Here is a 24,395-nt window from a genome sequence, read left to right on the forward strand (position 1 = left end):
AGTTTATTTAACCGACTGAGCGAGTGCTTTTGCAAAGTTCTCAGTAACAGCTTGTCTTTTCCCTGTTGGTACATGCTCTTTTAAGATATGCGTGATAGAATTTCCTAAACACATAAGACTTAAATCAACCGGCGCATTGTGTTTTGATAAAACATCAATAAGCTGATCGACGATTTGTTCTACTTCTTCATTAGAGTATTTTGATAAGATTGGCATCAGTTGGTTCAATAAAAATAGTTATATTCCCGTATTTTAACACCAGAGGCGTGAAAAACAAAGATGGCAATAGATGTTAAAAAATTAGTCGTGCACTATGTAGACAAAAAAGATGACGACACCCAAATTCACCTTCGCAACGATGAAATGATGATCAACGACAAAGTCGCTGTATTCATTGAGCAATTACACCATGCCTACAATGGCAAACCGGGCAAAGGTTTTTGTGCTTTTAGTGGCGAAAAAAACAGTATTGTTGCCTCTACTATGCAAAGCTACCGCAATAATGAGCTTGGCTTTTGGCATATGACCGAGCAAGCATCAACGGTATTAAAAGAAGAGTTAGATAAATACGCTTTTAATGAGACTGGCTATTTAGTATTTTGTCATTATCAGTACGTGGCTACTGATTATATGTTGATTGCCATGATCAACATTAAAGAACACTACTCAATGACTTCAGAGCTTGATTTAGCCGCATCGCGCCATTTAGATATTTCGCGTATGCAATTGGCTGCCCGCATCGATTTAACCGCATGGGATACCCAAGCAGACGATAATCGTTATATTTCATTTATTAAAGGCCGTGCAGGGCGAAAAGTAGCTGACTTTTTCTTAGATTTCTTAGGCTGTGAAGAGGGTATTGACCCTAAGCAACAAAGCCAAGTGATGCTAAGCGCGGTAGAAGACTACTTATCAGAGCAGCAATTCGATAAGTCTGAAAAAGACGATTTACGTAAGCAAGTATTTGATTATTGTAACGACTGTGTCACCACAGGCGAAGAGGCTAATGTAAGTGAGCTTTCAGCAACGCTGACCAAAGGCGATGACAATCCGTTTGAGAGCTTTTGTAAAGAGCAAAGCTATGACTTAGAAGAGTCGTTCCCAGTCGATAAGAAAACAGTAACGAGTATGGTTAAGTTTTCAGGCTTAGGTGGCGGTGTGAGCATTAGCTTTGAGCGTAAGCATTTAGGTGAGCGTGTAACTTATAATGAAGCCACTGATACCTTAGTGATCAAGGGCATTCCGCCAAACCTTAAAGACCAACTGCAACGTTTTATGGAGCAAGAGCAAGATTAAACTTCGTTAAACACTGTTTGATTAAACCAAAAGCACGATATTAATGCCGTGCTTTTTTGTGTCTAAAGTAGAGTTTAGAGCCTTCTAATAAGCGGGTATTTACCTTGGTTTTTTAATTCAAACGCGGGGTGAACCCGCTGCTACAAGGTTTAGATGTAGCAGCGACTTTATGTCGCGTCATTAAAGATAGTTTTGGCGGGCAACGAGCTACGGGAGCAGGCTCGAAGCCCTAACCTCACAGCCCGCTAACTTTTACCTCTAATCTTTGATTTTTTAACCACAGAGAACACCGAGACGCTGCGCGCTGCACTGAGAATAAAAAACAAAAACTAATACCCTGTACTTTTTTAATTCTCATAACATTTGTATTTAATCATTTCCTCTTTTTTCTCCTATCCTCAGTGGTAAATAAATCACTAAAGTCTTATTGTCATGCTTACGGCAAGTTGTGAGCTACAGGTTTGGGGAACAGGCTCGAAGCTCGATTACCGCAGCCAGCTAACTTTCACCTCTAATCTTTGACTTTTTAACCACAGAGAACACCGAGACGCTGCGCGCTGCACTGAGAATACAAAACAAAAACTAATACCCTGTACTTTTTTAATTCTCATAACATTTGTATTTAATCATTCCCTCTGTTTTCTCCTATCCTCTGTGGTAAATAAATCACTAAAGTCTTATTATCATGCTTACGTCAAGTTGCGAGCTACGAGTTTCGGGATCAGGCTCGAAGCCCTAACCTCACAGCCCGTTAACTTTTGCCTCTAATCTTTGATTTTTAACCGCAGAGAACACCGAGGCGCTGCGCGCTGTACTGAGAATACAAAACAAAAACTAATACCCTGTACTTTTTTAATTCTCATAACATTTGTATTTAATCATTTCCTCTTTTTTCTCCTATCCTCAGTGGTAAATAAATCACTAAAGTCTTATTGTCATGCTTACGGCAAGTTGTGAGCTACAGGTTTGGGGAACAGGCTCGAAGCTCGATCACCGCAGCCCGCTAACTTTTTCACCTCTAGTCTTTGATTTTTTAACCACAGAGAACACCGAGGCGCTGCGCGCTGCACTGAGAATACAAAGAAATAAAAACCAATAATCTGTACTTTTTTAATTCTCATAACATTTGTATTTAATCATTTCCTCTTTTTTCTCCTATCCTCAGTGGTAAATAAATCACTAAAGTCTTATTGTCATGCTTACGGCAAGTTGTGAGCTACAGGTTTGGGGAACAGGCTCGAAGCTCGATCACCGCAGCCCGCTAACTTTTTCACCTCTAGTCTTTGATTTTTTAACCACAGAGAACACCGAGGCGCTGCGCGCTGCACTGAGAATACAAAGAAATAAAAACCAATAATCTGTACTTTTTTAATTCTCATAACATTTGTATTTAATCATTTCTTCTGTTTTCTCCTATCCTCTGTGGTAAATAAATCACTAAGGTCTTATTGTCATGCTTACGGCAAATTGCGAGCTACGGGTTTGGGGAACAGGCTCGAAGCCCGATCCCCGCAGCCCCCGCTTGCCAGTTACATAAATTCCAAGCAATAAAAAACCGCGTTAAAATCAATTAACGCGGCTTTTTTATGCTTTGAGCTAAACTTAGTGCTTATTCAGCATTAAGTGTTTTAGTCATTGCTGAGCTTGCACGACCAGCAGGTTTTACTGAGCCAGGGCGAAGGCCACTGTCAGGGATTAACTCACGTTTGTCATGTGCCATTGCAACCGATGTATGCTTGGTTTCGCTATCAGCTACAGGTGTTGGCTGTGCCATTGGCGCACTTGCATGTCCAGCTGTAATCACTGTTTTAGCGTTTACATTACTAGAACTCGCTTGTGAAACAGTTTTAGGTTGGCTTGCAACCACTGGTGCTTCTTTCGCTTCTACAGGTGTTTCAGTAGCACTAACCGGTGCGGTTTCAGCTTCAACAGCAACTTCTTCAGTTTTTACTGGTTCTTCAGCTTGTACTGGTTCTTCAGTTTTTACTGGTTCTTCAGCTTGTACTGGCTCTTCAGCTTTCACTGGTTCTTCAGTTTGTACTGGTTCTTCAGTTTGTACTGGTTCTTCAGTTTGTACTGGTTCTTCAGTTTTAACTGGCTCTTCAGTTTTTACTGGTTTTTCAGTTTTAACTGGTTCTTCAGTTTTCACTGGCTCTTCAGCTTTCACTGGTTCTTCAGTTTTCACTGGTTCTTCAGTTTTCACTGGTTCTTCAGTTTTCACTGGTTCTTCAGCTTTTACAGGTTCTTCAGTTTTCGCTAATTCTTCCTCAACAATGTTTTGTTCAACTGCATCAGAGGCATCAACGGCCGTTTTATGTGCTTTTGCTTTTAGCTCTGCTTCGTATTCAGCAGCGGCTTGATCCGCAACGGGTACAAACGCAGGCGCTTCATCAGACTTTTCTGGTGCGTTTTCACCTTCAGGGCGACGACGGCGTTGACCTGATGCGCGAAGATGACGTGGTGAACGACGTGAACGAGTGCGTGTTTGCTCTTGTTCTTCATCTTGTGCCACAGCGTTATCGTTTGCATCAACAACAGCCTCTGCTTGTTCTTTAGCAGGTGCAGGTGCTTTTTCATCTGATACTGGCGTTTGCTTTTCAGCAACAGGTGCTTGTACTTGTGGCTTGTCTTCTTTCACCACAGGTTGCTCAACAGCTTGCTCTGTTGTTTGAACTTGCTCAGCACTTTCGTCTTGTACGCGAACTTTTTTACGTAAATTACGACGTTGGCGACGTACCTTAGGCTTTTGCTCTTTTGGCTCAGCACTTGCATTTTTGTCAGACTTAGGCGCAGTATCCGCGTTTTGAGTTGCCTCTGCTTTTACTTGCGTTTTATCTTCAGTTTTATGCTCAGGACGTTTACGCGTATTAGAATTGCGACGGCGCTTATTGCGATTCTCATTCTTTTCTTGCGTATCACCTGCAGGCGCTGACTCATTTTTAGTTTCAGTGTCTGTTGTACGTTCGTTACGTGGTTTATTACGTGGGTTGTTATTACGACGACGCTGGTTGTTGTTACGGCGACGATTATCACTACCACGATTGTTATTGGTGCGCTCTTGAGATTTCTTCTCAGAAGACTCTTGTGTTGTTTGCTCGCTTTCGTTTGCAAATAACGACTTAATCCACTTACCCAATGAAGTAAATAAACCAATTTTAGCTTTTGCTTCTACTACCGGCGCTGCTTTTGCTGCCGCTTGTGGAGCAGGCGTTGAAGGCATAACGACACCTTTAAGCTTCGGCTCTTCACGTACAGGGGCTGCTGGCGATTTAGACATTTCAAATGCTTCTGGCTCAGGCGCAACAACTTGCTCGTAGCTTACTGTTTCAAGCGTTTCATCTTTACGTAAGCGCATTACTTCGTAGTGTGGTGTTTCCATGTGTTGATTAGGAATAATCACTACGTCACATTTGTGATGCTTTTCAATGCGGTGAACGCTACGACGTTGCTCATTTAATAAATAAGCGGCAACAGCAACAGGCACTTGTGCATTTACTTGTGCAGTATTGTCTTTAATCGCTTCTTCTTCAATCAAACGTAAAATCGATAGTGCAATTGACTCGTTTGAACGAATAGTGCCTTGACCACTACAACGTGGACAAACACCTTGGCTTGCTTCACCTAGTGAAGGGCGTAGGCGCTGGCGCGACATTTCAAGTAAACCAAAGCGTGAAATTTTACCAATTTGAACACGCGCACGATCTGGGCGAGCGGCATCTTTTAAGCGGTTTTCTACTTCACGTTGATGACGTGGAGGAGTCATATCAATAAAGTCGATAACAATTAAACCACCTAAGTCACGTAAACGAAGTTGACGTGCAATTTCATCCGCTGCTTCTAAGTTGGTGTTAAGTGCTGTTTCTTCAATATCGCCGCCTTTTGTTGCTTTAGACGAGTTGATATCGATAGACGTAAGTGCTTCAGTAGGGTCAATAACAATTGAACCACCTGATGGTAAACGCACTTCACGTTGGAACGCAGACTCAATTTGGCTTTCAATTTGGTAATGCGTAAATAACGGTGTGTCACCTTGATAAAGCTTAACGCGGCTCATAAAGTCAGGACGAAAACGCTCAATGTGCGCTTTAGCTTCTTCAAAAACACGTGGTTTATCAATTAAAATTTCGCCAATGTCACGACGTAAATAGTCGCGAATGGCGCGGAAAATAACGTTGCTTTCTTGGTGAATTAAAAATGGCGCTTTAGCACTGTCTGCCGCTTGTTGAATGGCTTCCCAGTGGACTAATAATGCTTTTAAATCGTAGTTTAATTCTTCAAACGATTTACCAACACCCGCAGTACGTACAATCAAGCCCATACCTTTAGGTAGTTCTAAACGGCTAAGCGACTCTTTAAGTTCAGTACGCTCATCACCTTCGATACGGCGAGAAATACCGCCAGCGCGAGGGTTATTAGGCATAAGCACTAAGTAGCTGCCGGCAACGCTGATAAAGGTTGTGAGTGCAGCACCTTTTTGGCCACGCTCTTCTTTATCAACTTGTACTATTACTTCTTGACCTTCTTTGATCACGTCGCGAATATTCGGACGACCATGGAAGGTGTAACCTTGCGGGAAGTAAGTGCGAGCAATTTCTTTTAATGGAAGGAAACCATGACGATCAGCACCGTAATCAACAAATGCTGCTTCTAAAGATGGTTCAATGCGTGTGATTTTGCCTTTATAAATATTGGCTTTTTTCTGTTCGTGACCTGGGCTTTCTATATCTAAATCATATAGGCGCTGGCCGTCAACCAGTGCTACGCGCATTTCTTCTTGCTGCGTTGCATTGATTAGCATACGTTTCATAATGTTACTCTACTAGTTTGTGTCGCTGACATGACGATGTTTTTCTCGCCTGTTCAGGTGTTCCTATTTTTAGAATGTGCAGCCTCACGACTGGGTCTTTAACGGAACGGCTCTGTATTTTGGTACGCAGTATTTTAAATGCCGGCAAACAATAGGGTGTTATCACGCTATTAAATTCTAAAGGGATTCAAATGTGTCGGCTGTTTAGCTCAATACTCATTTTATCCAGAAGTTGGCCTGTCATATCAATCTTATTAAATGCATTCATATTAGGTGCGTAGGGCTCTTTAGGTTCAAACCATAGTTTCGTTTTTAAAACTACCGTTATCTATTTTATGAGCAAAAATCGCTACCGATGTTAATGAACGCTTATTTATTAGATTTTTTTAGTTCTAAATAAGCTGCTGTACGGTACTACTACAATATTTGAGCGAATTCTGAACGGCGTGTTTTTTACGCCGTCACTATCAGACAAATTATCTGTTCATTGCTTTTACTATCACATTAAAAATCAATTCATGTTCAAACTTAACCAGCAATATATTACGCGCATTGCCGTTAGTTGTGCGCACGTGTTGACTGGGTATGTATAAAAGCTTTGGAAAACTTAACTCGGATCTGTATGATCGGTTACCCAGAATGTGCATCACGAATGTTTTGTTGTGTTAAAAAGCACCGTTGTTATTTGCAAATACTAAATATTTGCGCTGCTGATTATCCCACTATTATAACCGTGTTAGCAACTAAATTATTTTACTTAAATCAGTGATTAGGCAATGTCAGAAAAAACCGGCTTACAAGTATCTTTTGTCACGATCAACGAAGACCACCTAGGTCAGCGTATTGATAACTTTCTTATTACCCATTTAAAAGGGGTGCCTAAAAGCGCAATTTATAAAATTCTTCGTAAAGGTGAGGTGCGTGTTAATAAAAAACGCATCAAGCCTGTGTATAAATTGCAGCTAGACGACGTTATTCGTATACCGCCAATTAGAGTGTCAGAGCGTGAAGAGTTTGTACCATCAAAACTCGATAAAGTAACGCGCCTCGAAGACGATATATTATTTGAAGATAAATACCTGATTGTTATTAACAAGCCATCAGGCATGGCTGTGCATGGCGGTAGTGGCTTAAGCTACGGGCTTATTGAAGCATTACGTGTTTTACGCCCAGAAGAGCGCAGCCTAGAGCTTGTGCATCGTTTAGACCGCGATACCTCAGGTTGTTTACTCATTGCTAAGCGCCGCTCAGTGCTGACCGCTTTGCATGAGCAATTACGCGAAAAAACCATGGAAAAAAATTACTGGGCATTGGTAGAAGGCCAATGGGACTCTAAAACAAAAAATGTAACGGAAGGTTTGCGTAAAAATACCCTAAAATCGGGTGAGCGCGTAGTACGTGTTGATAATACCGAGGGCAAACCGTCGCATACCCGTTTTAAAGTGCTTGAACGTTTTAACGATTGCTCATTAGTACAAGCATCCCCTGTAACCGGTCGTACTCACCAAATTCGTGTGCATACTCAGTGTCAAGGCCATGCTATTGCCTGTGATGATAAGTACGGCGACCAAGGATTTGATGAGTCAATGCGTAAACGCGGTTTAAACCGCTTATTTCTACACGCGCATGATTTGAGCTTTTACCATCCTAAAAACGAAACCACTATGCGAGTAGAAGCACCGCTTGATAAAGCACTATCAAGTTGTTTAGTAAAACTTAGAGCAGCAAAGGCGTGATCGTAACCCCAATAAAACATTACAAGCTGGTGATTTTTGATTGGGATGGCACCATTATGGATTCAATTAGCAAAATCGTTAATTGCATTCGCAAAAGTGCCCAATCGCTTAATATTGAGCCGCCAAGCGATACCGCCAGTAAAAATATTATTGGTTTATCGCTTGAAAACGCAATCGCAACCTTGTTCCCTGAACGCAGTGAGCATCACGAAGCGCTTATTGCAGGGTATAAACAGCAATATGCACTTGATACCACCCCAACACCGGTGTTTGATCACGTTGCACAGGTACTCACTGCGTTAAAAAATCAAGGCGTAATATTGGCGGTTGCCACAGGTAAAAGCCGAGTAGGACTGGAACGTCTACTGAATGAAAGCCAGTTGCGTCACTTTTTTAGTGCTACGCGAACCAGTGACGACGCTAAATCAAAGCCTGCTCCCGATATGCTTTATCAATTGCTTGAAGAGCTAGGGATAAGTGTTGATGAAGCGCTAATGATAGGCGACACCCAAATAGATATGGCAATGGCAAAAGCCGCGGGTATGGATAGAATAGGGGTAACCATGGGCGTGCACAACGCAGCGCAATTAAACGAGTTAACCCCGATTGCAACGGCTGACAACTATCAGCAGTTGCAAAATATATTACTCGGTTAATCAGTTAATTTGCGCTAGGCACTTGAGCTGCTAATACATCAACACCAAACTCAGCCAATAATTGGCTGAGTTTAATGAGTGGTAAACCAATTAAGCTGTTTGGATCATCACCACTGAGCTTTTCAAATAAACAAATACCCAAGCCTTCACTTTTAAAACTTCCAGCACAGTTATAAGGTTGCTCTGCATCGCAATAAGCACTTATTTGCGCCGTTGTTAACGTTTTAAAGGTCACATTGAATGGCTCAATAATGGTTTTGCATTGCTTAGTGTGTATATCGTACACACATAAACCCGTTAAAAAAGTGACTGTTTGCCCACTAAATAAGCTCAATTGCTTTATTGCGTTTTCTTTATTGTGCGGCTTACCTAATATTTGGCTATCAAATACAGCAACTTGGTCGGAGCCAATCGCGAGGCCTTGGTCAAAATGATCGACGGCTGCTGCGGCTTTTAATTCACTGAGGCGCTTAACAAGTGTGCTTGGTGTTTCGTTTTTATGCGGCGTTTCGTCAACATCTGGCGAAAACGTTTCAAACGGCAGATTAAATTTTTGTAATAAAGACTGCCTAAATGGCGAGCTTGAGGCTAATATAAGGGGGTGCTTCATGGCATGTTTTCCTAGCGTAAATCAGATTGAGTTAGGATAAATCAGATCCGTGAGTAAAACACGTGAAAAACAACGTAAAATTGGTTTTTTACTTTGACTAACTTACTAACTATCTATATGATGCAGCCCCTATGCAAAAGGTGAAAATTCCCATCACCCTTCATCCGGGCAAAGCAGCTCAGCATCGTTTAAAGTATGACGGTGTTGTACCGCTTGAGAAACTTCCTCGTTTACGAGGGGTTATCCAGGAAGAAGTAGGTGAAATAGCGGTAAAAATTCATTGCAAAAACGATGAGCAAGGTTTAGTTGTGATTAGTGGCAATTTGTCCACACACGTAACTGTCACTTGTCAACGTTGTAATGGTGATTTAGGGTTGGATTTGGATCAAGACTTTGTGTATTCGCCAGTCGGTTTGGATGCAGAGTCAGATGATCTTCCAGAAAGCTACGACGAAGTAGCACTTGATGAAAATGGTGAAATAGACGTGTTTGAGTTAATCGAAGACGAACTTATTTTAGCAGTGCCATTAGTGCCTACCCACAACGAAGCTTCATGCAGTTATACAGCAGAGCCTGCCAGCTTTGGTGTTTTAAAGGCGGAAGATGATAAACCAAATCCATTTGATATTTTGAAACAACTTAAGAAAGATTCTTAGGAGAAGACTATGGCTGTACAAAAAAGCAAAAAGTCTCGTGCAAGACGCGGCATGCGCCGTTCACACGATGCGATCAGTGGTCCAACTTTAACTGTAGACCAAACATCTGGTGAGACTCATCGTCGTCACCATGTGACTGCAGATGGTTACTACAAAGGCGTTCAAGTAATTTCTAACTAAGAGATTGCTTATATGCTGACTAATCTAACCATAGCGTTAGATATGATGGGGGGCGATTATGGCCCCCGTTCATCTATCCCCGCAGCCGTTTCCGCGGTAAATGCTAATGCCAACTTAAAACTCATTTTATGTGGCAACGAGCAAGTAATAGCTAAACAATTAGAATCACTCGATTCACTTTCTCATCCCAGATTAATAATTCGCCATTGTAATGACGTTGTTACCAATGCCTGCGAACCCGCTGTTGCTATACGCTCAAAAAAAGATTCCTCAATGCGTATTGCCCTCGATTTAGTTAAATCGGGTGAAGCGCAAGCCTGTGTTAGCTCTGGCAATACAGGGGCGCTATTTTTTATGGCGCATTACGTATTAAAAATGCTTCCAGGGGTTAAACGTCCCGCACTCATATCGGCTGTACCCACAGAACGTAAAAATCCTGTTTACTTACTCGATTTAGGTGCCAATGTGCACTGTGATGCGCAAATGCTGTATCAGTTTGGCATTATGGGTTCGGTAGTGGCAGGACAAGCACTTGGCTGCGATAACCCTAAAGTAAGTTTATTAAATATTGGCGCCGAAGACATTAAAGGTCACGACGAAATTAAGCAAGCCGCGCAGTTAATGCAGCAAAGCGAGCTGATTAATTATATTGGCTATAGCGAAGGTAGTGATATTTTTTCTGGCAAGGCTGATGTTATTGTCTGTGAAGGCTTTGTTGGCAATGTTGCACTTAAAACCTGCGAAGGCATTGCTAAACTTATCATGAAAAAGTTTACCCGTGCCCTCGAAAAGCACGTCGTTTACAAGTGCATGGCGTTTATGTTGGCGCCAATCATAAAAAAACTCTATAAAAGAGTGAACCCCGACCAGTATAACGGCGCTTCTCTGGTAGGATTGCGCGGTATTGTTGTTAAAAGCCATGGAAATGCCTCAGCTAAAGCATTTCATGCTGCAATCGACGAAGCAGTGAAAGAAGTAGAACGTCAACTTCCAGATAAAATAGCTGCTATTTTCGAAAAAACACATTCTAAAGACACGGCGGTTGAATAACAGTTAACGTGCCGTGTTACACATTATTTATTTTGTTTAATTAAAAGAGCAAACTATGGCACAAAAAATTGCACTTCTTTTTCCAGGTCAAGGCTCGCAAACTGTGGGTATGTTACAAGAGCTACTAGCGAGTTCTGACATAGTAAAAGCCACATTTGCAGAAGCTTCAACCGCACTTGGTTACGACCTAGCAGACCTTGTACTTAACGGTCCAGAAGAAAAACTAAATCAAACACACCGTACTCAGCCTGCACTATTAACCGCAAGCGTTGCTATTTATCGTCATTGGTTGGCTGCAAATCCAGATGCAGACGTCGTTATGGCAGGTCACAGCTTGGGTGAGTACTCAGCTTTGGTATGTAGCGATGTGATCAGTTTAAGCGAAGCCGTAAAACTGGTTGAAAACCGCGGTTTATACATGCAAGAAGCCGTACCTGCTGGTGTAGGTTCTATGGCCGCAATTATTGGTTTAGGCGACGATGAAATTAAAGCCGCTTGTGCTGCATCTGCACAAGGTGAAGTGGTTTCTCCAGTAAACTATAACTCGCCAGGCCAGGTAGTTATTGCCGGTCACAAAGATGCAGTTGATAGAGCCTCTGTTGCCTGTAAAGAAGCCGGAGCAAAACGTGCACTGCCATTATCGGTAAGCGTACCGTCGCATTGTGAACTAATGAAACCAGCGGCTGAAAAATTAGCCGCCGATTTAGCCGCTTTAACATTTAATACACCTAAGTGTGATGTAATCAATAATGTTGATGTAAAAGCTGAAGGCTCAGCCGATGCGATTAAAGAGGCATTAGTACGCCAGTTATATAGCCCAGTACGTTGGACTGAAACAGTACAGGCATTGGTTGCACAAGGCGTAACACAAAGTTATGAATTTGGTCCTGGTAAAGTACTAACCGGACTTGCAAAACGCATTGATAAAGCGATGGTGTGTGGCTCAGTAAATGACCTTGCATCAATCGATACAGCTAAATAAGAGTATATAATATGAGTAATTTATTTTCTTTAGAGGGCAAAGTTGTCCTGATCACTGGCGCTAGCCGTGGTATTGGTAAAGCTATTGCAAACACATTAGTAGCGCAAGGCGCAAAAGTAGCGGGCACGGCAACAAGCGAGTCGGGTGCGGCTAAAATTAGCGAATACTTAGGTGATAACGGTAAAGGTTATGCGTTAAACGTAACCGATCCTGCGTCAATTGAGGCGACATTAGCGGCAATTAAAGCTGATTTAGGTGATATTGATGTATTAGTAAATAATGCCGGTATTACGCGCGATAATTTATTAATGCGCATGAAAGAAAATGAGTGGGACGATATTATCGACACCAACCTAAGCTCTATCTTCCGTTTATCTAAGGCCGTACTTCGCCCAATGATGAAGAAAAAGAACGGCCGTATCATCAATATCGGCTCTGTAGTGGGAACTATGGGTAATGCGGGTCAAGCTAACTATGCGGCCGCTAAAGCGGGTGTTATCGGCTTTTCTAAGTCACTAGCGCGTGAAGTAGCGTCTCGTGGTATTACTGTTAACGTGGTTGCACCTGGTTTTATTCAAACAGACATGACCGATGATTTGACAGATGAGCAAAAAGCAGCAACGCTTGCAAACGTACCTGCGGGTCGTTTAGGTCAGCCTGACGAGATTGCAGCTGCGGTATGTTATTTAGCATCTGACGCCGCTGCGTATGTATCAGGTGAAACTTTGCATGTAAATGGTGCGATGTACATGGTTTAAGTTCGTAATACGAATTAAATAAACCAAAAATAGTATGCGGGTTTGCTAAAAAACATTGAATTTTTCGCAAACTTGCTTTAAACATACTTGAAATCGCTGTGAAAATAAGCGATAAAAGGTAAAATAAACACTCAACAGGTTTGACCAGCAAATTATTTATGGTCAAAAGATTGAATCAGAGAATTATCGGACGTAAACTACGCCGCAATCTGAAAATAACGCATTGGCGTTTTTAATAAAGGAAAGAAGAATGAGCGATATCCAAGAACGCGTAAAGAAAATTATCATCGAACAGCTAGGTGTTAAAGAAGAAGAAGTTAAAAACGAAGCTTCATTCGTTGATGACCTAGGTGCAGACTCTCTTGATACTGTTGAATTAGTAATGGCTCTTGAAGAAGAGTTTGACACTGAGATCCCAGATGAAGAAGCTGAAAAGATCACTACAGTACAATCTGCAATCGATTACGTTACAGCTCACGCTGAGTAATTAATCGCAAATTAAGGGCAGCATTCGCTGCCTTTAATCTTTATATCCAAACCACCTCAAAGTACATGATTCAATACCAAACCCTCACTCACTATCAGCAATTAAGTTGTTATTGCTCAGCGTTGATTATTGGTTTGAGACTCGCACTTTGAGGTAGCTTGGGTATGATCATCCCCAATACTAATAACATAGCTAGCAACAGTAATAGTGTTAACGCTGAAATAAACTAAGCTAAGCTAAGTTAATTGGTATAATAATAATTCCTTATTGGAGGCAAACCGTGGCTAAACGTCGTGTCGTCGTAACTGGCTTAGGAATGTTGACGCCGCTAGGCAATGATGTGCAATCAACCTGGCAAGGCTTATTAGATGGTAAAAGTGGTATTCAAAATATTACCCACTTTGATACATCAAAATTTGGTACTCACTTCGCTGGTTTAATCAATGATTTTGATGCATCGGCTTATATGTCGCCAAAAGATGCTAAAAAAATGGATTTATTTATCCAGTATGGCATTGCAGCGGGTGTTCAAGCTTTTCAAGATTCTGGCCTCGAAGTCACTGAGCAAAACGCAACACGTATTGGTGTAGCGGTAGGTTCAGGCATTGGTGGCTTAACCCTCATTGAAGAAAACCACATAAAATTATTAAACAGCGGTCCACGTAAGTTATCGCCGTTTTATGTACCGTCTACCATTATTAATATGATCTCGGGTCATTTATCTATAATGCACGGCCTACGCGGTCCTAATATTTCAATTGTGACAGCATGTACTACAGGTCTTCATAATATTGGCCATGCCGCACGTATGATTGCTTATGGCGATGCTGATGCAATGGTGGCCGGTGGCGCAGAAAAAGCGTGTACGCCAATTGGTATGGGTGGCTTTAATGCCGCACGTGCGCTTTCAACGCGTAATGACGATCCACAAGCAGCGTCTCGTCCGTGGGATAAAGATCGTGATGGTTTTGTGCTTTCTGATGGTGCCGGTGTGGTGGTTGTTGAAGAATACGAACACGCTAAAGCACGTGGCGCTAAAATTTATGCAGAGCTTGTTGGTTTTGGCATGAGTGGTGATGCTTACCACATGACCTCACCACCAGAAGATGGCGCAGGTGCAGCTCTGGCAATGGAAAACGCATTAAACGATGCGCAAGTAAATGCAGAGCAAGTTGGCTACATCAACGCACATGGTACATCTACTCATGCGGGTGACAAAGCCGAAACATCAGCGGTTAAAACCATTTTTGGTGATTCAGCTAAAGATGTGATGGTAAGTTCATCAAAATCTATGATGGGTCACTTACTCGGAGCGGCAGGCTCTGTTGAGTCGATAGTGTCTATTTTATCGTTGACCGAGCAAAAAGTGACGCCAACAATTAACTTAGATAACCCAGACGAAGGCTGTGATTTAGATTACGTACCGCATACAGCACGTGACGCTAAACTTGATTACGCTTTGTGTAACTCATTTGGGTTTGGTGGTACTAATGGCTCGTTACTGTTTAAAAAGGTATAATCTTTTTTAACAACGAATGAGAATAAGAACCCAGTTGTTTAACTGGGTTTTTTTATGTGTAAAAAAATATGCAAACAATAATAACAGCAAGTGAAACCAGTAGCATAAGCACCCGTGATAGGGGCTTAAATTATGGCGATGGCTTTTTTACCACCGCAATGGTTACTGATGGACAAGTTGAGCATTGGGCTTATCATAAAGCACGTTTAATTGAATGTGCGCATCGTTTGGGCTTTCCTGCACTTGAGTTTAATGCACTAGAGTCGCAGATCACTCAGCAAGTAGCATCACATCCTCAAGCGGTCCTTAAAATCGTGATAACACGAGGCGAGGGTGGACGAGGCTATTCGCCACCAAGTGAATGTAATTTAAACATTATTGTGAGTGTTTTAGCTTATCCAGATCATTACAACAGCCTAACAGATTCGGGAATTAGCTTAGCTATTAGCCCGATTAAGTTGGCCATTCAACCTCATTTAGCTGGGCTAAAAACCTTAAATAGGCTTGAACAAGTACTTGTCAAAAATGCCCTACAAACCCAGCACAGCGATGATGCGCTAGTGCTTGATTACAACAACAATGTAATAGAAACCTCAGCGGCTAATATTTTTGCAATTAAAAATCATAAAATATTTAGCCCAAGGCTGGATGAATGCGGCATTAAAGGTGTTTTTCTGCAATCTTTATGTGATAAATTAGCGGTTGAGTTTAAAACTGTCGGCGTTGATGAGCTTACCCAAGCAGACGCCGTATTTATCTGTAACAGCTTAATGGAAATTGTGCCTGTAAAAAGTATAGACGAGCACTGTTTTGATATTGTGCATAGCCAATCATTACTAAACGAGTTACTAGCCAAGGAGGCTTAGTGTTAAAAGTTATATTATCAGTATTACTACTGGCTTTTTTTAGCTCAGTGATTGGCTACCAGCAATTACAAGCAACCATTGAAACGCCATTAAAGGTGGCGCAGAGCACTCAATTTGAAGTTAAAAAAGGCACCGGCTTTAATAAGTTGTGCCGTCAATGGCAGCAACAACAGTGGCTAGAAGACTGCTGGCGGTTTCAAATATTAGCTAAACTAGACCCTACCTTAACTGACTTAAAAGCGGGTTTGTACGAGTTAAGCGCAGATAGCGTAATAAACAACATAAAAAAAATAAACCAAGGTGAGCAAATTAGTTTTAGCTTTACCATTATTGAAGGTCAAGCACTTAGAGATGTATTAAATACGGTAAAAATTGCTCCACATTTACAAAACGATTTAAAACTCGAGCAGCTTGGCGAGCAAATAATCGGCAAGCAAACTCACCTTGAAGGGTGGTTGTTTCCCGATACTTATCATTATCATAGTAACGACAATGCGAGTAGTTTATTAAAGCGTGCAGCGCAAAAAATGCAGCAAACATTGGCAGATGCATGGCAGCAACGGGCAAGTGATTTACCTTACGACACTGCCTATGAAGCCCTGATCATGGCTTCAATAATCGAAAAAGAAACCGCGCTTGCCAGTGAGCGCCCGTTAATTGCTTCAGCGTTTATTAATCGCTTAAATACCAATATGCGCTTACAAACCGATCCAACCGTAATATATGGACTAGGCGAAGATTTTGACGGCGATATCAAACGTAAAGACCTAAGAAATTACACGCCGTATAATACCTATCGTATTAACGGATTACCGCCCACACCCATTGCCATGCCCTCTAAAGAAGCCATTTTAGCGGCGGTAAATCCGCCCAAAAGCGAGTATGTTTACTTTGTAGCAAAAGGTGATGGTAGTCATCAGTTTTCAACCACATTAAAACAACATAATGCGGCAGTTAACCAGTATATTTTAAATAAAAAGAATTAGTGTTTATGAAACCAAAGTTTATAGTTATAGAAGGCCTAGAGGGCGCGGGTAAATCTACCGCCATTGCCCTGTGCCAAGACTTTTTAAATCATCACCATGTTGATTTTATCAATGTGCGCGAACCCGGTGGCACGCCTCTGGCTGAATCGTTACGTACTTTAGTAAAAGCAGAACACCAAGAAGAAATAGCTTTTGAAACTGAGCTGCTAATTATGTATGCCGCGCGTTCACAGCTAATGCATAATGTGATCAATCCGGCTCTTGAGCAAGGGCAGTGGGTATTAGCCGATCGTCACGATTTATCGTCACAGGCCTATCAAGGCGGCGGCCGCGGAATAAGTGCAAACACCTTAGCATCGTTATCGTCTATGGTGTTAAAAGGCTTAAAACCCGATTTAACCATTTACCTAGATATTGACCCTGTTATTGGCCTTGAACGTGCAAAAGGTCGCGGCCAGTTAGACAGAATTGAGCAAGAAGCCATTGAGTTTTTTCAGCGCACCCGTATGCGTTACATTGAGCTTGCAAATGATGACGACAGCATAAAAACAGTCGATGCCAACCAAAGCATTGATAAAGTGCATCGTGATATTACCAATGTACTACGCACGTTTTTTTCAGGGTTAAAATAATATGGCATTGCCGTGGCTTAATGAGGTAGAGCAACGCTTAACTCAGAGCTATAAAGCGCAGCGTTTTCATCATGCGCAGCTGTTTTGCGGGCCTATTGGGGTTGGCAAATTTGAGCTAAGTGAGCAACTAGCAAATAGTTTGTTATGCCAAAACACCCAAGCACAGTTAAGTAGTCCAAATAGTGTGTTAAGCCCTTGTGGGCAATGTAAAAGTTGTTCATTAAACTTAGCGGGTACACACCCAGACAAGCGCATTACCCAAGTGGAAGGGCAAAGCATAGGTGTTGATGATATTCGCGGCATAAGCGATTTTATGCATCAGTCTGCGGCGCAAAATGGCAATAAAGTGGCAATTATTCAAAACTGCGAAAAAATGACCACCGCAGCCGCTAATGCGTTATTAAAAACCCTTGAAGAGCCAAGTAATAGTCGGTTTTTAATTTTGACAACCAGCCAAGTGGCGCAATTACCTGCCACTATTTTAAGTCGCTGTGCTAAAACTGAGGTTAAAGTAACCAATAACCAATTAGCACAACAATGGTTAAGTAGTTTGGATGTGCCTAACTATACGTGGTTGTCGTTATTTTATAGCCAACCACTGCAAGTAAAGCAGTGGCAACAGCAAAATCAGCTTGAAAACATTGATACGCTTTATAAATTTGCAACTGAGTTTAAACAAAGCCATAATTTCAATGCGTTAGTCGACATAATAAATAAACAGCCTGAGCTTGTGCGTATTTTTACCTTATTTTTAAGTGAGCAGCTCAAACAACAGCTTTTAAATGGCATGAGTTTTGAAGCTTACCAAGTTGCTCAGCAAACGCTGAATGATTTTTTACAGAATAATATACAAATACTTGGGCTAAATTTACCGCTTGCGGTATCACGACTAGCGTATACATTACGTAATCAATAAAAAGGACTAGATATGCAAGAGCTATTAGTAGATATAGACGACCTTGACGAACTATATCGCTGTTATATGCCTTTTTTAAAAAAAGGTGGGTTATTTGTACGCACCAATATGCGCTATGAACCCGGGTATTCACTTGCCTTACGCGTTACCTTGCCTGACGCGCTAGAAGATGACGTGGTAACCGGGAAGGTTACGTGGATCACTCCACAAGGCGCTCAGAGCTCAAATCCACCAGGGATCGGCATTAGCTTTTTAGATGATAAAACAAACCTAAACGCGAAGATCGAAAAACTGCTGGGGACTATGTTAAACTCCGGCAATCCAACTTATACCATGTAGTAAAAACAGGCCTTATTTTGATTGTAGATTCTCATTGCCATTTAGACCGTCTTGATTTTGATAAACTCGATTTAAACCTAGACCAAGTACTTGATAACGCTCGCGCCAAAAAAGTAGAACATTTTTTATGTGTCAGCGTCACGCTTGATCAATTCCCCAATATGCTAGAGCAAATAAAACATCACAACGACGTGTCTGCGTCATGTGGCGTGCACCCGCTCGATCAAAAAGACGCGCTTAATAAACAGCAATTAATTAACTTAGCCTCACACGACAAAGTAGTGGCGATTGGCGAAACTGGGCTCGATTATTACTACGCAAAAGACACCCATGCCGTACAACAAGCCAGTTTTGTTGGCCATATTGAGGTGGCAAATGAATTACAAAAGCCGCTTATTATTCATACCCGTGACGCCCGTGCCGACACCATTAACTTAATGCGTGAACACAAAGCAGAAAATTGCGGCGGGGTACTGCATTGTTTCACCGAAGATTGGGATATGGCCAAAAAAGCTATTGATATGGGCTTTTATATTTCTATTTCAGGTATTGTAACCTTTAAAAATGCGGTAGAGCTTAAAGAAGTAGTAAAGCAAATTCCTCTCGATCGACTGCTTATTGAAACCGACTCGCCTTATTTAGCGCCAGTACCATATCGTGGTAAAACTAATCAGCCAGCGTATGTGGAAGATGTTGCTTACTATATTAGTGAACTAAAAGGCATTAGTTTTAACGAGTTGGCAAAGGCCACCACTGATAACTTTTATTCTTTATTTAAATTAGCAGCTAAAGGCTAACCTCATGACAACTCTCTCGGTGCAACACCCGCTATTACTTATGGGGCCCATGGTGCGCCGAGCAGAAAAAACTGCAGTCTGTATTCAGTTTGCTACTGCAAAGCCAGTAAATTGCCGTATAGAGCTAATTGGTCACGAATGTTATAGCGAACAAGACACCATAAGGCTAGGGGAATATTTATTCTTACAGTTTGTGGTTATTAAACCCATTAACAGCCAATTCCCACGCGATACCTTATTACCTTACCAGCTATTTTTTGATGACAGCCCGGTTGATTTATCTGCGTTTAGCTTTAACAATCAGCCATTACCTGAATTTGTGATCCCCAAAAAACTGACGCAAATACTACATGGCTCGTGTCGTAATGCGCATCACCCTGCAAAAGACAGCTTAGTAAGCTCTAGCCATTGGCAAGCTGTACAACGAAGTAATGAGCAGCAGGGGGCACAGTTATTATTGCTTTCGGGCGATCAGGTATACGCCGACGATGTAGCAGGGCCTATGTTATTAGCAATACATCAGCTGATTAAACACTTAGGCATATATAAAGAACAGCCACTTAATTTAGATTTACCCGCTGATATTGCAGAGCAACTATATGGTCGCCATTGCTTGTTGCCGACTACCTCATGGAAAAAGCGTTCTAAATTAGGCATTGGCTATTGGTTAAAAAAGGACGAACCGCATTTTTCCAGTGTTAAAGCTTATAATCATCTGATTCATTTTGAAGAGTTCGTAGCGCTGTATTTACTCAATTTTAGTAGCCAAGCATGGCAATACATTGACCTAAATAACTTAAGTTACTCAGGTGGTAACGAAAAAAATCAAACGCTATTTAATGCAGAAAAAACCGCATTAATTGACTATGCACAAGGTTTAGCAGAGGTAGAGCGGTTATTTGCTAATGTATCTATCTTAATGATGTTTGATGATCATGATGTAACCGATGATTGGAACCTAACCGCAGGCTGGGAGCAAGCCATTAACCAAAACCCTAGCAGCAAGCGTATTGTAAATAATGGCTTAGCAAGCTATTGGTTGTTTCAGGGAATGGGCAACGACGCACTACATAAAACCGGATCGTTACTGAGCCCCTTTAACGACTGCTTAGCTGGTGATAAGCAGTGGCAATTTAAAAGCTTTGATAAGCATCTGAACGACTTTAGCCATTGGCATTATGAGCTAATGACTATTCCTAAAGTGGTGGTACTCGATACCCGTACGCACCGTTGGCGTAACGAGCAAAACTTTAATGAACCATCAGGCTTACTCGATTGGGAGCGCCTCACAGAGCTTGAAGAGAGCCTATTAAGCCATGACCAAGTAATTATTGTATCGCCCGCTCCCGTGTTTGGGGTTAAATCGATAGAGGCAATTCAAGCTGTATTTAATATGTGTGGGCAACCACTGATGGTTGATGTAGAAAACTGGATGGCGCACGAAGGCTCAGCCAAAAAGCTACTCAATACTTTTAGACGCACCGACACCCCAAATGAAACACTGATTTTATCCGGCGACGTGCATTATTCATTTTGTTTTTCGGTGCAAAAGCGTTTTGGCGATCACCCCAACAGAATTTGGCAGCTCACAGCTAGTGGCATTAAAAACGAGTTCCCGCGTAAGCTAATAAATGTTCTCGACAAGCTCGACTCTATTTTATACGGCCCCAAAAGCCCACTTAACTTTTTTACCAAACGCTGGCATATGGAAGTAGACAAACACCAAACCAAAGGCAAAGGACAAAAGTACCTAGTAAGCGATTCAGCCATTAGCTTAGTTACGCTTGAAGCGGGAAATTTAGCAAGGTACCAATTAATCCATGGCGACGGCCACACCACCGAATTTGATTTAGAAGAGCAGTGATTTAAAGCATAAGTTTTAGGTTGATATTATTGCCGACGTGTAGCAGCGACTTCATGTCGCGTCATATTTTAATGTCGTGAGCGACGGGCGACGAGTTGCGGGCTAAATATCCAAAAGCGCAGCGTCTCTTAGCCTCCTTTGTGAATAAATCACTAAAATATTTTTTGAACAAAGAGAAGGGAATGAGAAACAAATGAGAGGGTCAAGCCAGTTCAAGGTTGAAATTAGTATCGACTTGTAGCAGCGACTTTATGTCGCGTCATTAGCGGAGGGCGACGAGCTTCTAGTTGCGCGCTGCACTGAGAATACAAAGTATTTGCTAATACTTATAACATTTGTATTTAGTTACTTTCTCTTTTTTCTCCTACCCTCTGTGGTAAATAAATAACTAAGTTCTTATTGTAATAATAGTACTGGATGAAGGGCTAAGCTCGAAACTCATTAACTTTATTTAAAACCTTTATTTTTGCACCACAGAGAACACCGAGGCGCTGCGCGCTGCACAGAGAATACAAAGTATTTGCTAATACTTATAACATTTGTATTTAGTCACTTTCTCTTTTTTCTCCTACCCTCTGTGGTGAATAAAATCACTAAAATATTTTTTGAACAAAGAGAAGAGAATGAGAAACAAATGAGAGGGTCAAGCCGGTTCTAGGTTGATATTATTGCTGACTTGTAGCAGCGACTTCATGTTGCGTCATTCTTTAATGTCGTGAGCGACGGGCTTCGAGTTGCGGGCTCAATATCTAAAAGCGCAGCGTCTCATAACCTTCTTTGTGAATAAATCACTTAAACCCAAAATATAAAAATTACTCTTGAACCACAGAGGCGCTGCGTAGAGAAAAGGCTTCAATTGCTGAAATCTAATAACTAACCACAATTTTTTAACTTTTGTTTTAAATTACTTTCTCTTTTTTCTCCTACCCTCTGTGGTGAATAAATCACTAAGTTCTTATTGTAATAATAGTACTGGGTGAAGGATTAAGCTCGAAACCCGTTAACTTTATTTAAAACCTTTATTTTTGAACCACAGAGAACACCGAGGCGCTGCGCGCTGCACAGAGAATACAAAGTATTTGCTAATACTTATAACATTTGTATTTAGTCACTTTCTCTTTTTTCTCCTACCCTCTGTGGTGAATAAAATCACTAAAATATTATTTGAACAAAGAGAAGCGAATGAGAAGACAGAATCAGTTGTTAGGGATTAGGTTCGTAACCCGCTCCCCGCAACTCGCAGCCCGTTAACTTTCGCTGCGTCTTTTTTTAATCCGCTTTGGTGCCGGTAACTTATTGGTTAATATAGCTAAACATAACACCACTATAAACAGCATTGAGTTTGCGCCGGCTTGCAAGGAGTAATCGACCGACGAATGTAGCATCATGGCTACAATGGCCGTAGCACAACCAAACGCCACCCCCTGATAAAGCGCCGTTTTACGCGTGCGCATAGTATTAATACACAACCATAAACAATAAAGTACCAAAAGTCCTAACAACGCGGTTACAGGAATACCCAGCTCAACCGCAAATTGCACATAATCGTTATGCGCATTGTCGTAGTAGCCAGAGTAGGGCTCAGATTGATACGCAGGAAATGCAGTATAAAAAGTACCGCCACCAGAGCCTAATAACGGGTTATCTAAAATCAGCGGAATTGAGTCACGTACAACTTCATCACGTGTTTCCGATTGCAAACTAGTCTCGCTAATACGTTGTTTTACTTTTTCTACATCGAAAATGGCACCAATGATGATTAAATCGATAATAAAAAAGCTCACAATCAGCAATTTAAATGCTTTGGGTTTTTGCTTATAAACAAATAGTGCTAGTAAACTTACTATTATCAAAGCGATAAAAAACGCCGAGTTACCCATACGGCTGCGAGTTAAAATAAGCGCCACAATAATAATAATTAACGAAATACGTAAGATTATTTTAGAACTTAATAATACTTCGGCCCAGGCACGTAGCGTTTGTTTTAAAGTGGGTTTATAGCCATTGTTAGTGCGTTTTAATTCGCTAATTAAAACGCCAATGCCTAAACATAAACATAAAGCTAAGTAATTAGCTAAAAAGTTAGAATAGGTAAAGGTACCAATCGCTCTGTCAGTATGTTTGTAACCAAATAGAGGGCTGACAATATCAGGCGATAAGTTTAAATAACTAGCATACAGAGCTTGAAATACCCCTGCACAAATTACAGCATAAATTAATTTTTTAATTCGCTCGGCACTATTGCAGTAGTTAAATACGAGCCAGCTCAACATGAGTAAAAAGCTGGTTTTTAATAACATTTGTTTGGTTTGAAATACATCAACACTCACGCTAAACAGCTGTATACCACAAACTAAAATAACAACGCTTAAAGTAAAAAAGAGTGGCCAGGAATAGCGCGGCGGAAATAGCGATTGATTATTATTTAACACACTGTGTGTAAGGTGAGTAATAAAGGTAAAGCTAGTTAAAATACCAATAGCTAAAATTGCCCAAGGGCGGTAACTACCTAAAGGAAGGGGGAGTAAAAATAGGATCAGGCAAATAAAAAAAAATATAAAACGATTCAAAATAAACTCAAACAAAGTAAAAACGCAGCCAATAGGCTGCGTTTAAATATTCTAATAGTAAAAATTAATTACCGACTTCAGATATACCGTTATCACCGCCTGTACCACCAGAACCTGGAGGTGTAGGTAATGTTGGTAAGCCTACTACTGGTGGTGGAGCAGGCTGGCCAGCACCTGGGCCTGCAGCAGTAGCTTCTGATGCAACTGTAGCATCAACGCCGGCAGTAATTGCAGCTAGAGTAATGGCATCAGTATTCGAACACGTAGTTGAAAGGCTGTTTAAAAAATCAGAGATTAGCGGATTATCTGCACCTAATTCATCAACAACAGCTGTCACTAAAATATCGATATCTGCAGTGTTACAACAAACATCATTTGCAAATGCACCGTTTAACCAATTGCCGTCGCCTGTTTTCTCAGGTTGGTTATTGTCTGATTCATCTTCAGCGCCATTATTTACTACGTTGCTTTTGTTTGAACACGCTTGATTCAATGCAGCAACAAGCTCTTCACGTAATTGCTCTGATGAAGTATCAACTGTTGCATTATTAAGAATGCTTATAACGCCATCTGTATTTACTTCTTGAACCACTGCAGCATTGTCCGTTTGTGCATAGGTTGGAAGAGCAGTAAGAGCCGTTGCGCTAGCGACTAAGCCAGCTAAAAGTAATTTTTTCATTTCTCGTCC

At 41.4% G+C, this 24,395-nt stretch carries 22 protein-coding genes; 17 read left to right on the forward strand and 5 right to left on the reverse strand.

Annotated features, from left to right (window positions below):
• Positions 1 to 3: 3 nt before the first annotated feature.
• Complete coding sequence (locus AC27JR_RS09280) at positions 4 to 216, reverse strand: YejL family protein (RefSeq protein ID WP_008109847.1); 213 nt, start codon at positions 214 to 216, stop codon at positions 4 to 6.
• A gap of 63 nt (positions 217 to 279) precedes the next feature.
• Here AC27JR_RS09280 and yejK point away from each other — a divergent pair, with 63 nt between their 5' ends.
• Entirely contained in the window at positions 280 to 1,296 is a 1,017-nt protein-coding gene (gene yejK / locus AC27JR_RS09285) for a nucleoid-associated protein YejK (protein ID WP_335675244.1), read from the forward strand.
• A 1,609-nt stretch (positions 1,297 to 2,905) separates the two neighbouring features.
• Here yejK and rne read toward each other — a convergent pair.
• On the reverse strand, positions 2,906 to 6,103 hold the full coding sequence (rne, locus tag AC27JR_RS09290) for a ribonuclease E (RefSeq protein ID WP_487173401.1): 3,198 nt from the start codon (positions 6,101 to 6,103) through the stop codon (positions 2,906 to 2,908).
• A gap of 776 nt (positions 6,104 to 6,879) precedes the next feature.
• On the opposite strand from rne, the gene rluC reads away from it, so the two are divergent.
• Positions 6,880 to 7,839 carry a 23S rRNA pseudouridine(955/2504/2580) synthase RluC gene (gene rluC, locus AC27JR_RS09295; protein WP_008109857.1) on the forward strand — a complete coding sequence of 320 codons (960 nt, stop codon included), beginning with the start codon at positions 6,880 to 6,882 and terminating at the stop codon, positions 7,837 to 7,839.
• The gene (locus AC27JR_RS09300) at positions 7,836 to 8,495 is read left to right on the forward strand and encodes an HAD-IA family hydrolase (protein WP_487173402.1); all 660 of its coding nucleotides are present in this window, start codon (positions 7,836 to 7,838) and stop codon (positions 8,493 to 8,495) included. The genes rluC and AC27JR_RS09300 overlap by 4 nt, the downstream gene beginning before the upstream one ends.
• Before the next feature lie 4 nt (positions 8,496 to 8,499).
• On the opposite strand, the gene AC27JR_RS09305 is transcribed toward AC27JR_RS09300, so the two are convergent.
• Positions 8,500 to 9,105: a Maf family protein gene (locus AC27JR_RS09305; protein WP_008467407.1), complete on the reverse strand. Its 606-nt coding sequence runs from the start codon at positions 9,103 to 9,105 to the stop codon at positions 8,500 to 8,502.
• A 131-nt stretch (positions 9,106 to 9,236) separates the two neighbouring features.
• Between AC27JR_RS09305 and yceD the strand changes: the two genes are divergently transcribed.
• From yceD to AC27JR_RS09375, 14 genes are all read left to right on the forward strand, one after another.
• Positions 9,237 to 9,761: a 23S rRNA accumulation protein YceD gene (gene yceD / locus AC27JR_RS09310; RefSeq protein WP_008109862.1), complete on the forward strand. Its 525-nt coding sequence runs from the start codon at positions 9,237 to 9,239 to the stop codon at positions 9,759 to 9,761.
• Positions 9,762 to 9,770: 9 nt separating this feature from the next.
• Positions 9,771 to 9,941 carry a 50S ribosomal protein L32 gene (rpmF, locus tag AC27JR_RS09315; protein WP_008109865.1) on the forward strand — a complete coding sequence of 57 codons (171 nt, stop codon included), beginning with the start codon at positions 9,771 to 9,773 and terminating at the stop codon, positions 9,939 to 9,941.
• A 12-nt stretch (positions 9,942 to 9,953) separates the two neighbouring features.
• Positions 9,954 to 10,991, forward strand: coding sequence for a phosphate acyltransferase PlsX (plsX, locus tag AC27JR_RS09320; RefSeq protein WP_487173403.1), 1,038 nt, complete (start codon positions 9,954 to 9,956; stop codon positions 10,989 to 10,991).
• Between the two features lie 55 nt (positions 10,992 to 11,046).
• A complete protein-coding gene (gene fabD, locus AC27JR_RS09325) occupies positions 11,047 to 11,973 on the forward strand; it encodes an ACP S-malonyltransferase (RefSeq protein ID WP_008109870.1) in 927 nt (308 codons plus the stop codon).
• A gap of 11 nt (positions 11,974 to 11,984) precedes the next feature.
• The gene (gene fabG / locus AC27JR_RS09330) at positions 11,985 to 12,731 is read left to right on the forward strand and encodes a 3-oxoacyl-ACP reductase FabG (protein ID WP_008109872.1); all 747 of its coding nucleotides are present in this window, start codon (positions 11,985 to 11,987) and stop codon (positions 12,729 to 12,731) included.
• 250 nt (positions 12,732 to 12,981) lie between these two features.
• Positions 12,982 to 13,218 (forward strand): acyl carrier protein, encoded by a 237-nt coding sequence (gene acpP / locus AC27JR_RS09335; protein ID WP_008109873.1) that lies wholly within the window; start codon positions 12,982 to 12,984, stop codon positions 13,216 to 13,218.
• Between the two features lie 280 nt (positions 13,219 to 13,498).
• The gene (fabF, locus tag AC27JR_RS09340) at positions 13,499 to 14,737 is read left to right on the forward strand and encodes a beta-ketoacyl-ACP synthase II (RefSeq protein WP_008109876.1); all 1,239 of its coding nucleotides are present in this window, start codon (positions 13,499 to 13,501) and stop codon (positions 14,735 to 14,737) included.
• Positions 14,738 to 14,805: 68 nt separating this feature from the next.
• The gene (gene pabC, locus AC27JR_RS09345; RefSeq protein WP_487173404.1) at positions 14,806 to 15,603 is read left to right on the forward strand and encodes an aminodeoxychorismate lyase; all 798 of its coding nucleotides are present in this window, start codon (positions 14,806 to 14,808) and stop codon (positions 15,601 to 15,603) included.
• Positions 15,603 to 16,589 carry an endolytic transglycosylase MltG gene (mltG, locus tag AC27JR_RS09350; protein WP_487173405.1) on the forward strand — a complete coding sequence of 329 codons (987 nt, stop codon included), beginning with the start codon at positions 15,603 to 15,605 and terminating at the stop codon, positions 16,587 to 16,589. Before pabC ends, mltG begins: the two co-directional genes overlap by 1 nt.
• A gap of 5 nt (positions 16,590 to 16,594) precedes the next feature.
• A complete protein-coding gene (gene tmk, locus AC27JR_RS09355) occupies positions 16,595 to 17,221 on the forward strand; it encodes a dTMP kinase (RefSeq protein ID WP_008109882.1) in 627 nt (208 codons plus the stop codon).
• A 1-nt stretch (position 17,222) separates the two neighbouring features.
• The gene (locus AC27JR_RS09360; RefSeq protein ID WP_487173406.1) at positions 17,223 to 18,137 is read left to right on the forward strand and encodes a DNA polymerase III subunit; all 915 of its coding nucleotides are present in this window, start codon (positions 17,223 to 17,225) and stop codon (positions 18,135 to 18,137) included.
• Between the two features lie 12 nt (positions 18,138 to 18,149).
• On the forward strand, positions 18,150 to 18,476 hold the full coding sequence (locus AC27JR_RS09365) for a PilZ domain-containing protein (protein WP_008109887.1): 327 nt from the start codon (positions 18,150 to 18,152) through the stop codon (positions 18,474 to 18,476).
• A gap of 17 nt (positions 18,477 to 18,493) precedes the next feature.
• Positions 18,494 to 19,273, forward strand: coding sequence for a TatD family hydrolase (locus tag AC27JR_RS09370; protein ID WP_008467392.1), 780 nt, complete (start codon positions 18,494 to 18,496; stop codon positions 19,271 to 19,273).
• 4 nt (positions 19,274 to 19,277) lie between these two features.
• Entirely contained in the window at positions 19,278 to 21,137 is a 1,860-nt protein-coding gene (locus AC27JR_RS09375; protein ID WP_487173407.1) for an alkaline phosphatase D family protein, read from the forward strand.
• Between the two features lie 1,247 nt (positions 21,138 to 22,384).
• On the opposite strand, the gene AC27JR_RS09380 is transcribed toward AC27JR_RS09375, so the two are convergent.
• On the reverse strand, positions 22,385 to 23,707 hold the full coding sequence (locus AC27JR_RS09380; protein WP_487173408.1) for an O-antigen ligase family protein: 1,323 nt from the start codon (positions 23,705 to 23,707) through the stop codon (positions 22,385 to 22,387).
• Positions 23,708 to 23,771: 64 nt separating this feature from the next.
• Entirely contained in the window at positions 23,772 to 24,386 is a 615-nt protein-coding gene (locus AC27JR_RS09385; RefSeq protein WP_487173409.1) for a hypothetical protein, read from the reverse strand.
• Between the last annotated feature and the right edge of the window lie 9 nt (positions 24,387 to 24,395).

This window comes from Pseudoalteromonas sp. NH0006-26, from assembly GCF_057552415.1.

Coding starts and splice junctions, on each gene's coding strand:
- AC27JR_RS09305 (WP_008467407.1), bottom strand. CDS start 9,105: ATGAAGCACCCCCTTATATTAGCCTCAAGCTCGCCATTTAGGCAGTCT.
- AC27JR_RS09385 (WP_487173409.1), bottom strand. CDS start 24,386: ATGAAAAAATTACTTTTAGCTGGCTTAGTCGCTAGCGCAACGGCTCTT.
- tmk (WP_008109882.1), top strand. CDS start 16,595: ATGAAACCAAAGTTTATAGTTATAGAAGGCCTAGAGGGCGCGGGTAAA.
- plsX (WP_487173403.1), top strand. CDS start 9,954: ATGCTGACTAATCTAACCATAGCGTTAGATATGATGGGGGGCGATTAT.
- fabD (WP_008109870.1), top strand. CDS start 11,047: ATGGCACAAAAAATTGCACTTCTTTTTCCAGGTCAAGGCTCGCAAACT.
- acpP (WP_008109873.1), top strand. CDS start 12,982: ATGAGCGATATCCAAGAACGCGTAAAGAAAATTATCATCGAACAGCTA.
- rne (WP_487173401.1), bottom strand. CDS start 6,103: ATGAAACGTATGCTAATCAATGCAACGCAGCAAGAAGAAATGCGCGTA.
- AC27JR_RS09365 (WP_008109887.1), top strand. CDS start 18,150: ATGCAAGAGCTATTAGTAGATATAGACGACCTTGACGAACTATATCGC.
- rluC (WP_008109857.1), top strand. CDS start 6,880: ATGTCAGAAAAAACCGGCTTACAAGTATCTTTTGTCACGATCAACGAA.
- AC27JR_RS09280 (WP_008109847.1), bottom strand. CDS start 216: ATGCCAATCTTATCAAAATACTCTAATGAAGAAGTAGAACAAATCGTC.
- fabG (WP_008109872.1), top strand. CDS start 11,985: ATGAGTAATTTATTTTCTTTAGAGGGCAAAGTTGTCCTGATCACTGGC.
- AC27JR_RS09375 (WP_487173407.1), top strand. CDS start 19,278: ATGACAACTCTCTCGGTGCAACACCCGCTATTACTTATGGGGCCCATG.
- yejK (WP_335675244.1), top strand. CDS start 280: ATGGCAATAGATGTTAAAAAATTAGTCGTGCACTATGTAGACAAAAAA.
- yceD (WP_008109862.1), top strand. CDS start 9,237: ATGCAAAAGGTGAAAATTCCCATCACCCTTCATCCGGGCAAAGCAGCT.
- pabC (WP_487173404.1), top strand. CDS start 14,806: ATGCAAACAATAATAACAGCAAGTGAAACCAGTAGCATAAGCACCCGT.
- rpmF (WP_008109865.1), top strand. CDS start 9,771: ATGGCTGTACAAAAAAGCAAAAAGTCTCGTGCAAGACGCGGCATGCGC.
- AC27JR_RS09360 (WP_487173406.1), top strand. CDS start 17,223: ATGGCATTGCCGTGGCTTAATGAGGTAGAGCAACGCTTAACTCAGAGC.